Source organism: Salinivibrio sp. PR919 (assembly GCF_001995355.1).
Taxonomy (GTDB): domain Bacteria; phylum Pseudomonadota; class Gammaproteobacteria; order Enterobacterales; family Vibrionaceae; genus Salinivibrio; species Salinivibrio proteolyticus.
This window is the reverse complement of the sequence record NZ_MUFL01000092.1, coordinates 1-11,469: the sequence shown is the minus strand read 5'-3', so window position 1 is coordinate 11,469 and position 11,469 is coordinate 1. Positions and strand designations below refer to the sequence as shown.

Below are 11,469 nucleotides of genomic sequence, written 5' to 3'. Positions count from 1 at the left end.
GATTATGTCTAATCAATCAACTGGTATCGTAAAGTGGTTTAACGAAGAGAAAGGTTTTGGTTTCATCACTCAAGACAGCGGCGAAAAAGACGTGTTTGTACACTTCCGCGCGATTGTTGGTGAAGGCTTTAAAACCCTTACCGAAGGCCAACGTGTAAACTTTACCGTTGAGCAAGGCCAAAAAGGCCCACAGGCATCTAACGTTTCTGTTGCATAAGAAACCTTGTCTGACTGATTGTAGGGCGCCGTTGGCGCCCTTTTTTATGCCTGTCGTTCAGATACCCGCGATAATAAAAAGGCCCCACAAGCACTTGCTGTGGGGCCTTTTGTAACCTTGACCATCAACTAACATTGATTAGCTTTGCATTGATTAGCTTTGTTGCATCTTCTGACGTTTTTTCAAAAAGGAGAGCCAGCTTTCGACGGCGTCATCCGGCGAAATACGTTGCGCGACTTTAGCTTGCTCAAGGGCATGGTCAAACTGATTCAATTTGTAATAGGCTTGCACTTTCGCTAACGCAATATCTTTCTTCGACGCCCCTTTTTCAGCCCTATCCAGCGAAGTGAGTGCTTGCTGATACTCACCCTGCTGAATTTGCATCAAGGCCAGCTGCCAGTGATATTGGCTCTCTTTCTTAGCAGCCAGTTGCCAAGCGGAAATGGCCTGAGGCCATTCACGCGCTTGTTGCCAAAGGCTGGCTTGCTGAGCAAGGGTTTGCGCATCTTGCTCGCTCTCAGGCAGTCCCTTCAGCCATTTGGCTGCGCGCTCAGGAACACCGACATTGGCGTAAAGCTGTGCCACTGTCCGTTGCTCACTCGGCTCTAGAGCTATCCCTTTGCGCTTGGCAAGTAAATAGGTGCTAATCGCATTTTTCGGCTGTTCTAAGCGCACATAGTTGGCCGCCAATTGACGCCACCACTGTTTATTATCTGGCTCAAGGGCAATCAAGGCTTTTAAAGTGGGGGTCGCCCCGCGCCATTGCTCCAATTGCAATTGTGCCCCAAGCTTGAGTGACAATGCCGACACGGTGGCCGTATTATTCATGGAGCGCTCATAGTCTGGATACGCAGCCAACACTTTCTGCCATTGCTCGCGTTGATAATGCGCTTGCATGATACGCAGCCACACATCTTCGGCCTGCTCGGCTTTCTCTTTAGGTACCGAACGGGCAAGCGGATAATAATATTGCAATGCCGCCGCGTATTGGCCATCAATCAGCAGTAAATCGGCTAACATCCGCTTGGTTTGCCACGCTTGCGCATCTTGCAATTGCTCGCTATCTACCGCGCGCTTGATATGAACAATCGCTTTATCATTGTTGCCATATTGCCAATAGAAAACCCCCAGCGCACGGTCAACAAAAGCTTTGTCAAAATCACGTTTCACATTCAGCTTGTTGAGTAGCGCAATGGCTTCGCCCAACTTAGACGCTTGCTCTAACGCTTGTGCCTTTTCAATCGATAAGGCAACCGAGGGTGACAACTGCGCCGCGGCGGGCAATGCAAACATCAATGCCAAGGTAAAGATAAGTCGTTTCAACATTAGCGTAAGTTAAACTCCAATTTGATCTGCTGACCCGGCTGCGCCACGGCTTCTCCATTCACCACTTTGGGCTCGTACTTCCATTTACGCAGCGCTCGCAGTGCTTCACGTTCAAACACACGGGGCGGATTTGCTTCAACCACACTCAAATCTTGCGGTCGACCGGAAGGGCTAATGGTAAAACGCACCACTACATACCCTTCTAAACCACGACGCATGGCGCGTGGTGGATAATTGGGTTCCACTCGAAACAGCGGCATGGCCTGCTGATTATTCGGCCCCTGCATGACGCTTAAATCACCCAGAGAGGGAGCTTGCACCATGACGCCTTGAATGTTGGTCTGCAAATTCAGCGTTGGCATATCCGGCTGAGCGGAAGCTGTCGATTGTGTTTGCGTTACCGGCGTCGGCGTATCTGGCATTTCCGGTGGTTTCGGCCGCTCTGGCACCGTGCGCTGACGACGCTGCACATCGGTGTCTGGCTCCTGCATAAAAATATCGATGCTCATCGAGGTCGACTTTTCTTGCGGGCGCTGGGTACTGTGACCCACCATCAGAGCCATCAGCATAAATAGGCCTAACGTGAATACCAGCGCGACCGGCATTGAAATCAGCCATCGCTTCATTATGGCGACTCCGTAGCCAAGGCAATACTCGCGATCCCTGCTCCCTTGGCGGCGTCCATCACTTTTACAACGGTACCATTGTACGCCAGTTCATCGGCTTGAATCACAAGGGACGCATCCGGCTTATCCAACAGCACATGCTCTAACGTCGCTTCGACACGCTCTACATCTACCAAACGCTTATCAATATAGATTTCGTTCGATGCGGTCACTGCGACAAAGATACCGGCATCTTTTTGGCTGGTTGCATGACTCGCCTCGGGACGGTTCACTTCCACCCCGGATTCGCGCACAAACGAGCTGGTGACGATAAAAAAGATCAACATGATGAACACAATGTCCAACATGGAGGTTAAATCGATTTGCGCTTCCTCGCGCTGCTTATGAGGTCGAATCAATCGCATTACTGACTCCGAAGCGCCTGTTCAAGCGCCACTTCTCGGCGCTGACAGGCTTTAACTAAACGGGCATGGGCAAACATGCCGGCAAGGGCTGCCACCATGCCAGCCATGGTCGGCAGCGTGGCCATTGAGATCCCCGATGCCATCAAGCGTGGTTCGCTGGTCCCTTGACTGGCCATCACATCAAAGACAGAGATCATTCCAGTGACTGTGCCCAACAGGCCCAACATCGGGCAAATGGCCACCAGCGCTTTAATTAAACTGAGGTAGCGCCCCAGTTCATGCTGCGCTTCAAATAGCCACCCTTGGCGAATAGCGCGTGCATACCACGAATGATGATCAGTGCGTGCTTGCCAGGCCGATATCCACGCTTGCCGTTGTGCCGGAAACCGTGAGTATAAGTACAACAAACGTTCGATCACCAAAACCCAGCAAAACAGCACTACCACACCCAGCCACCATAGCACTGGCCCACCTTGCGCCATAAAATGGCGCAAGATAAACCAAATATCTTGGTGATTGAATTGGGAAAGTAGCTCTACATCCATCATGCTGCTTGTCCAGTGGCCGCCGTATTCGCTGGTTGCTCGGCTTGTTCTGCAACAAGGCTAATACTTTGTTTTTCTAACATACCGCGAATATGATCGGCCTGCCCGCTCAGAATATTATGCGCAAGAAGCAGTGGGATCGCCGCGATCAAGCCAAGTACCGTGGTCACAAGAGCCATCGAAATACCGCCTGCCATCACTTTCGGGTCGCCATTACCAAACTGGGTAATCACTTGGAAGGTTTCGATCATCCCAGTCACTGTTCCCAACAGACCCAGCATTGGCGCCAGTGCCGCAAGCAGTTTCAACATAGAAAGGCCTTTTTCACAGCCTTGTTGCTCATCGACAACCGCTTCCAGCAAGCGTAACTCCAGCGATTCAACATCACGTTGTGGTGCATCGTGATACACCTTAAGGACACGACCCAGTGGGTTATCCTCTGGTGACTCTGGGTGTTTCAGCTGACGATGCATTTTGGCATGAATAGACAGCAGTACCGCGCCGCGATAGAGCGCAATTAACAGACCAACCGCCAATAACGCCGCAATCACTTTGGCCACAAAACCGCCTTGGCTAAAACGATCCGCCAAGCTTGGCGCTTTCTCTAATTGACTGAGGAGAAAGCCGCGCGACGGATCAACCAGTACAGGCTCACCCACCGAGGTGATCGCTTGCTCAAGCGCGGATGTGGTGAGGGTATTATCAGGTTGCGCACGATACGGGATCGCCACCTTTCTGTCCGACTGCCAGTTCAAATAGCCCTGCGGGCTCACCAGCCCAAGGTTACCGACGCGCACCACCGACTGCTCAGACGACACGCCTTGCGCATCCACAACCGGCAGCGTTAACGCTTGCAGCTCGCCGCTGGTTTGCATTTGGGTGAGCATCCCTTGCCACAAGGTATTTAGCTGTTTGAGTGACGGTAATGTATCGGCGGCAACGATCTCTGAAACGGTTTGATTAAAGGTCGGTTGCGTGATGCCAACATAGCTGGAAGCACTGTCGGTTTGAATGGTTTTGCTCGCTTGACGCACCACGCCAAATAGCTCTCCCAAACTGCCCGATTCCAAGCGAAGTTTATCTTCCAACGACGCCAGTTGTTGCTCGTTGTCACTAAAGGTGTCACTGAGTTTTTCGGTTTCCGCCTCAAGCGCATTACGGGTTGCTTTCAACTGATTCAGTTTGGCGCGCAGCTCCCGCTCCGTCATCGCAAACTCCGCTTCACGCGCTTGGTTGTGTTCACGGGCTTGCTGCTGCGCTTGTTGGGTTTGGCCCACAAGATCGTCAGCATGAGTCAAAGGCGCGACAGCAATAAAACAGGCTGCGGCAATCAGGGTTTTCCAGCTCATGATTTCACCCCTTGGTTGGCACTTAAAGGCAGAGATAACAACGACGGTGCCACTTGTTTTTGTGCAACCGCGAAGGCTTTATCCACGGCTTCGCCCGCACTCGCATCCAAGGATACCCACAGCGAATCTCGTGTGCTCCATACCCAATGCTTCTTGCCATCAAGGCTACGCGCCACCAGCGACACGCGACCAAGATGCAGCACATCCACCTGATGCGCCCGACCATCCAGCGCAATGGTATCTTGGTAAGCATCTAGCTTGGTGCCATAGTCACGCTCAATTTGATAGGCCTCGAGAATACGGCGAAACTTCTCCGAATCAGCCACATCGGCACGACCCATCATCGCTTGAAGTTTTTCTAGGCGTGCTTGTCGCTGCTCCGCTTTCAGTGGCATGTCTTTAGCAATCCACTGTTCCAATCCGTCGAGCATGCGGTACATCAAAGGCACAATGCCTTGGCGCGTCTCTTTGATCTCGATGATTTGATCGCGAAGACTTTGTGCTTCTACCTGTTGGTTGCTCACCAAGTTTTGTAGGTGATCGCGGTAGATTTCTAAATTACTGATCTGAGTTTGGATTTGCTCAATTTCTTGACGCATAGCCAAACTGGCATCGGCGCGGCGATTAATGCGTGATTGCGACTGTGCCGCTTCTTGGGTGGTTTTACCCTCGATGGCTTGCGCCTTTTCGAGCTGATCCGCACTCACCGCTGGCGTAAACGCCAAACAGGACGCAACGCCCAGCACGAGCCGAAATGAAGACGATTTTATCATGGTGATATCTACAAACATGCTTGGTGATATGGCTTCCGCCATAAACAAAAGTGAGAATAGTTTCTATTTGCGTGTAATGTACCGAGTTTGGCGGCAAAGATCTAGCCTAGCAGCATAGGGAGCGGAGAATATTGCGGCTTATCAGTAAAGAAGAAGTGACAATAAAAACTAAAAACACATCAAGTAGATAGCGACCAACTGGGTGTTAGCCTAACTCTGCACTTGGCCGATTAAGCCCAAAGACAACAGCGCACGCCATTACTCTCTTTTAATCGCGTGCACTCATTGGCTATCAATACCCTGTTGTTTCCGAGGTGTTTTTATAGATTTTGCCGTTTTTCATGATCACAACGAAGTGCGCATCAGGCTCAGCAATCAGGTCAAGATTTTCCAGCGGATTACCCTCAACAAGGAGGATGTCAGCGATAGCGTCCTCTTCTATCACCCCTAATTTCCCTTGATATGGACTCCGCTTGCCAGACAACGCAAGCAAGGCTGCATTCCCAGACGTTGCCATCGATAACACTTCAGCCGGTGTGTACCACTTTGTCATCGTGGTTAAGATCGCTCCTTGGTTTTTGGTCATGGCAGGATTGAATAAAATATCTGTGCCCCAAGCCACCTTAAGGCCATATTGCTTAGCAAGCTTAAAGGCGTTGTCGGTGCCTTGGGCAACCTGTTGCTGTTTTACTTTCGCCTCTCCTTGCGTCGGATTCGAGTACTCGTTAGCAAGGAAGGCTTGGCCGCTCAGCCATACGCCTTTTTCCGCCATTAATTGTGCAGTTGCTTCATCCATGAGCTGTCCATGCTCAATCACTTTCACACCCGCGTTGATCGCAGTTTGAATCGCTTTGGGCGTGTAGGCATGTACCGTCACATAGGTGCCCCAGTTATCTGCCGCATCTACCGCAGCGCGGAATTCTTCTTCCGAGTATTGGGCCACATCAATCGGATCATACGCAGAGGAGACGCCGCCTCCCGCCGCGAGTTTGATTTGCGAGGCACCCAACATCAGTTGCTCACGAACGCGCTTTCTTACTTCCGCCACCCCATCCGCTATCACACCACCATTGAGCGATTCTCCGCGGCTCAGTCCAGCATTGTTCGCAGCAGGCACTTCATAACGCATCCTAAAATCACCATGCCCGCCTGTTTGCGAAATCATTGCACCGGAAGGCCAAATGCGCGGCCCGGCGACTATTCCCTCGTCAATGGCTTTTTTCAGACCAAATATCGGCCCACTAAGATCACGTACACTGGTAAAGCCTCGCATTAGCGTGCGTTCAGCTTCTTGTGCGGCCCGAAGATTGATATAGCCGACGTCTGCGGTAAGCAGTTGTGGGACCGAAACAGTCGCCAACATCGCATGCCAATGTGCATCAATCAGCCCCGGCATCAGCGTGCGTCCCTCACCTTGGATCACAGTGGAGTTCAATGACGGCGCTACTTCAATCGGGTGATTCGAAATCCGTGTGATCTTGTTTCCCTCAACTAAAACATGTTTGGGGGTAGAAAGCTGCGCAGATTGACCATCGAAAATACGCACATTTTCAAACAACACACTTTGTGGATGCGGCGCCAACTGCGCCTTAACCGAGACAACCAACAACAAGCCGCCCACAACGAACGTCATCCATCGCATCAACCTCGCCATCTCACACTCCTTGTATTCATTAACAAAAAGCGACTCAAACCCGACCCACAGCGCCTGCTTCTCGCTCATTGAACAAACCACAGGACGATGAGGTTCTGACCGCACTGTCTATTAAATTAGCCAACCACACCAAAAAGCCCAAATTTTTAGAGAGTTATCGCAATTTTGTTGATCTTGCTGTGGCACGCTCTACGGCCCATTGAATATATCTCGTTCCCACACTCCTGCGTGGGAACGAGATATATCCATAAATGAGTACGATGAAATAAGACCAGCGCCTAGATGTTACTGCAGGAAGTTTACTTTATTCTGGAGAAGCTAATCGTCGTCCTCGCTGTTAGCCTCGTCCTCTGGCTCAAAGCCGGTTTTCGATAAGTCTGAGAACGACTCGGCTAGGTTATCATTCACTTCTCGACAGCTTTTTATAATCGCATCGCGAAGCTCTTCGCCCATGGCCGCATCGGTACCATTGGACTCAATCAGTTTGTCGAGGTATTGGTCAAAGTCATCCGGTAGACCAAAATCAAGTGTCGGTTTTGGCATGATTCCTCCTAGCGCATGAGTTTGGCGCGCATTATTCACTCCTATTCAGACACCTGAGAATGTATAGCGAGCCACTCTATAGTAACGACGAACACGTATTACTTTCTTAAGATAGCGCAGGATGGATAAAGTGCGTATCAACAAATAACTCGTTCCCACGCTCCCGCGTGGGAATGCATACATCGCTACCACTCACGACAAACCGCCAACAACCCCGTCGTGCCCATGTAATCTCTGGCACTCGAATAGCGCCAGTGYGYGGCTTCATCAACATAGCCTCATCTCTCGTTCCCACGCTCCCGCGTGGGAATGCMTACCYCGCTACCACTCRCGACAAACCGCCARCARCCCCGTCGTGCCCATGTAATCTCTGGCACTCGAATAACGCCAGTGTGCGGCTTCATCAACATAGCMTCATCTCTCGTTCCCACGCTCCYGCGTGGGAATGCCTACCTCGCTACCACTCRCGACAAACCGCCAGCAACCCCGTCGTGCCCATGTAATCTCTGGCACTCGARTAACGCCAGTGYGCGGCTTCATCAACATAGCCCCGCTTCACCGGATTCTGATGAATATACTCGATCTTCTGCCGCATCATAGCGTCGTTTTGTATCAATTCAGGATGCACACCCTCCTGCCAAAACTGATAAGCGCGATCACCTTTGTGGGCTTTTTTATAAAACGCCAATTGATCCAGAATTTGCTTAACGTTGCGCTCAGCAAAGTATTGAATCAGATGTTTCGCCGTCCATGATTTAAGTCGAGCGATATCATGATCCAATGCCTTACTTTGCAACACTAAATGACAGTGGTTTTCTAGCACCACCCAAGCATAAACGTTAAGGCCGTCTCGGCTTAAAAAACGCAACGCATCAAGCAAGATATTGACGGTGTCGGGACGAGTAAAAACAGGGATCCAGTGCAGTACGGTCAAGGTCACGAAGTGCGGTAAATGAGGCTCGGTGATTTTGTAGCGGCTTCTCCCCATAATTAAAACTCCATATGCATTCCCACGCAGGAGCGTGGGAACGAGATAGTGAACAGCAGTCAAACCCAAACATAGAGCGCTTTATTCAGCATGTGCTCTCGATTAGCTTACAACTTCCTGCCATTTCGAGTAATTCGCAACAACATCATATTTGGTGTTCTCACTCGTAATCTCTGCATTCATTTTTTCAGAGAATTTAACTCGTTCCCACGCTCCCGCGTGGGAATGCCTACCCCGCTACCACTCGCGACAAACCACCAGCAGCCCCGACGTGCCCATGTAATCTCTGGCACTCGAATAACGCCAGCGTGCGGCTTCATCTCTCGTTCCCACGCCCCTGCGTGGGAATGCCTACCTCGCTACCACTCGCGACAAACCGCCAGCAACCCCGGCGAGCCCATGTAATCTCTGGCACTCGAATAACGCCAGTGAGCCGCCTCATCTCTCGTTCCCACGCTCCCGCGTGGGAATGCATATCGAATTGATCCTCCTGTTAATGATCACAAAGCCATCAGAATTACCACTCAGAGGTGTCATAAAATCCAGTCAAGAGTGCGAAGTGAACCGCAGCAGTGATAAACTACTGCCATTCGTTTGCAATATGATGTGAAAAATGAACCAGCCGACTCAGCAAGAACAAGAATACTTAAAAGCGCTTGAAAGCAAGCTATGGACTGCCGCCGACAAACTCCGCTCCACCTTGGATGCGGCTCAGTATAAACACGCGGTGCTTGGGCTGATTTTTGTTAAATACGTATCCGATGCCTTTGATGCCCGCCGCCAAGAAATTTCGGCACAGCTGGATGATCCAGAGCATGAATACTACCTCGACCCAGAAGGCTTGACTCCAGAAGAGCTGGAAGAAGAAAAAGCGATTGAGCTAGAGCAACGTGATTATTACACCGAGAAAAATGTCTTTTGGTTGCCCGCTGAGTCACGTTGGCAGTTTTTGCAAGACAACGCCCCACGGGTAATTGGCGGGGCCGAGCTGACTATCGCCGGCAAAGCGAAGAAAATCACCTCCGTCGGTCACTTGATTGATAATGCGCTTGAAGGCATTGAGCGCGACAACGCCAAGCTCAAGGGTGTTTTGAACAAAGCCTACAGCGGCTTGCGTATCGATCAAGCCAAGTTGGTCGAGCTGATTAACCTGATTGCCACTATTCCGTTTTCTCACAACTCGCTAAATAGCAAAGACATTCTCGGCCATATCTACGAGTATTTTCTCGGTCAGTTTGCCTTGGCAGAAGGGAAAAAAGGCGGTCAGTTCTACACGCCCGCCTCGATTGTTAGCTTGATTGTTGAAATGCTCGAACCGTTTGAAGGGCGGGTGTACGACCCGGCGATGGGCTCCGGTGGCTTCTTTGTGCAATCAGAAAAGTTTATTGAGCGATACGCCAATAAATATGACATCGACCCGCTCACCCAAAAGCAAAAGATCTCGATTTACGGCCAAGAATACAACTACACCACTTGGCAGCTGGCTGCGATGAACATGGCGATCCGTGGCTTAGATTACGACTTTGGTAAAGAGCCCGCCAGCACCTACACCAATGTGCAACACCCTGACCTGCGTGCCGATTTTATTATGGCTAACCCGCCGTTTAACATGCGGGAGTGGAACACAGGCGTCGATGATAACGACCCACGCTGGGTATACGGCCAACCGCCCGCTAATAATGCCAACTTTGCGTGGTTGCAACATATGCTCCACCACCTTGCGCCCGACGGCTCGCAAGCCTTGCTGCTCGCCAACGGCTCRATGAGTTCTACCACCAACAATGAAGGCGAGATCCGCGCCGCATTAGTGGAAAAYGACTTGGTCGAGTGTATGGTTGCCCTGCCCGGCCAGCTGTTTACTAACACCCAAATCCCCGCCTGTATCTGGTTTTTAACCAAAACCAAAAAGGCGCGTACCGATAAAGCAGGCCGCCAGTTGCGCGACCGTAAAGGCGAAGTGTTGTTTATTGACGCCCGCCACCTTGGCTATATGAAAGACCGCGTGTTGCGCGACTTTTCTATGGACGATATCGCACTAGTGGCCGATGTTTTTCATGCGTGGAAGACGGGCGCGGAAGTGAACGGCACCACATACCAAGACCAAGCCGGCTTTTGTAAATCCGCCACCTTGGATGAGATTAAAAAGCACGATTTTGTTCTCACCCCAGGCCGCTACGTGGGCGCGGCGGATGTGGAAGATGATGGCATTCCCTTTGCAGAAAAAATGGCGACCCTAACCGAAAAGTTAAGTGAGCAATTTGCGGAATCGGCCAAGTTAGAAGCGGAAATCAAGAAGAATCTAGCGGGGTTGGGTTATGAGCTTTAAAGTTGATGAGCTAACAACTTATATTTCGAGAGGTATTGCCCCAAAATATACAGATATCATTAATGGGGCAGCTGCCGTCGTTAACCAAAAGTGTATTCGGGATTATCAAGTTAATCTTGAGCTCACCCGTTTAAATGATCTATCGAAGAGAAAGGTACCTACAGAAAAATTAGTGCAAAAATATGATGTGCTTGTAAATTCGACAGGCGTTGGAACGTTAGGACGTGTAGGTCAATTCCTAGGGGATGACACTAATCTTACGGTAGATACTCATGTAACTATTGTGAGACCAGATAAGAATGTTATTGACCCAATATTTTTTGGTTATTTGATGAAGTCAAAGCAAAGTTTGATTGAAAGCTTTGCAACGGGAACAACTGGTCAAACGGAACTTTCTCGTGATTCTATCAAAGAAATGGAAGTCTCATTTGTCAAGAACCGAGAACATCAGAAAGCAATAGGTAAATTTTTACTCGACATCGATCGTAAGTTTCAGCTAAACACTGCGACCAACCAAACCCTCGAAGCCATGGCGCAAGCTATCTTTAAGTCTTGGTTTGTTGATTTCGACCCCGTCAAAGCCAAAATGCAGGGCAAGCAGCCCGAGGGAATGGACGCCGACACCGCCGCCCTGTTCCCCGATAAGCTGGTTGAGTCGGAGTTGGGATTGATTCCGGAGGGGTGGTCTACTGGCACATTGAGCGATATTGCGACATAC

Annotated in this window: 12 protein-coding genes; 3 read left to right on the top strand and 9 right to left on the bottom strand. The window is 50.4% G+C overall.

Going from position 1 to position 11,469, the window contains the following annotated elements; all coding sequences use genetic code 11:
- The first annotated feature begins 4 nt into the window (after window positions 1-4).
- Window positions 5-217, top strand: a complete 213-nt coding sequence (gene cspE, locus BZG83_RS14315; RefSeq protein WP_069586739.1) for a transcription antiterminator/RNA stability regulator CspE — start codon at window positions 5-7, stop codon at window positions 215-217.
- Between the two features lie 153 nt (window positions 218-370).
- On the opposite strand, the gene BZG83_RS14310 is transcribed toward cspE, so the two are convergent.
- The 9 genes from BZG83_RS14310 to BZG83_RS14270 form a co-directional block, all read right to left on the bottom strand.
- Window positions 371-1,543, bottom strand: a complete 1,173-nt coding sequence (locus BZG83_RS14310; RefSeq protein WP_077481516.1) for a tetratricopeptide repeat protein — start codon at window positions 1,541-1,543, stop codon at window positions 371-373.
- Window positions 1,543-2,169: an energy transducer TonB gene (locus BZG83_RS14305; RefSeq protein WP_077481514.1), complete on the bottom strand. Its 627-nt coding sequence runs from the start codon at window positions 2,167-2,169 to the stop codon at window positions 1,543-1,545. The genes BZG83_RS14310 and BZG83_RS14305 overlap by 1 nt, the downstream gene beginning before the upstream one ends.
- Complete coding sequence (locus tag BZG83_RS14300; RefSeq protein ID WP_069586742.1) at window positions 2,169-2,573, bottom strand: ExbD/TolR family protein; 405 nt, start codon at window positions 2,571-2,573, stop codon at window positions 2,169-2,171. Before BZG83_RS14300 ends, BZG83_RS14305 begins: the two co-directional genes overlap by 1 nt.
- A complete protein-coding gene (locus tag BZG83_RS14295) occupies window positions 2,573-3,118 on the bottom strand; it encodes a MotA/TolQ/ExbB proton channel family protein (protein WP_077481512.1) in 546 nt (181 codons plus the stop codon). The genes BZG83_RS14300 and BZG83_RS14295 overlap by 1 nt, the downstream gene beginning before the upstream one ends.
- On the bottom strand, window positions 3,118-4,467 hold the full coding sequence (locus BZG83_RS14290; protein WP_077481510.1) for a MotA/TolQ/ExbB proton channel family protein: 1,350 nt from the start codon (window positions 4,465-4,467) through the stop codon (window positions 3,118-3,120). Before BZG83_RS14290 ends, BZG83_RS14295 begins: the two co-directional genes overlap by 1 nt.
- Entirely contained in the window at window positions 4,464-5,246 is a 783-nt protein-coding gene (locus BZG83_RS14285) for a DUF3450 domain-containing protein (RefSeq protein WP_077481520.1), read from the bottom strand. Before BZG83_RS14285 ends, BZG83_RS14290 begins: the two co-directional genes overlap by 4 nt.
- A 286-nt stretch (window positions 5,247-5,532) precedes the next feature.
- Window positions 5,533-6,894, bottom strand: coding sequence for a metal-dependent hydrolase family protein (locus tag BZG83_RS14280; protein ID WP_198929739.1), 1,362 nt, complete (start codon window positions 6,892-6,894; stop codon window positions 5,533-5,535).
- A gap of 318 nt (window positions 6,895-7,212) precedes the next feature.
- The gene (locus BZG83_RS14275; RefSeq protein ID WP_077481508.1) at window positions 7,213-7,437 is read right to left on the bottom strand and encodes a hypothetical protein; all 225 of its coding nucleotides are present in this window, start codon (window positions 7,435-7,437) and stop codon (window positions 7,213-7,215) included.
- Window positions 7,438-7,894: 457 nt separating this feature from the next.
- Entirely contained in the window at window positions 7,895-8,425 is a 531-nt protein-coding gene (locus BZG83_RS14270) for an REP-associated tyrosine transposase (protein ID WP_077481506.1), read from the bottom strand.
- A gap of 613 nt (window positions 8,426-9,038) precedes the next feature.
- On the opposite strand from BZG83_RS14270, the gene BZG83_RS14265 reads away from it, so the two are divergent.
- Both BZG83_RS14265 and BZG83_RS14260 read left to right on the top strand, forming a co-directional pair.
- On the top strand, window positions 9,039-10,751 hold the full coding sequence (locus BZG83_RS14265; RefSeq protein WP_077481504.1) for a type I restriction-modification system subunit M: 1,713 nt from the start codon (window positions 9,039-9,041) through the stop codon (window positions 10,749-10,751).
- Window positions 10,741-11,469: restriction endonuclease subunit S (locus BZG83_RS14260; RefSeq protein WP_131825094.1), on the top strand; the 729-nt coding region annotated here is incomplete at its 3' end. The genes BZG83_RS14265 and BZG83_RS14260, both read left to right, overlap by 11 nt.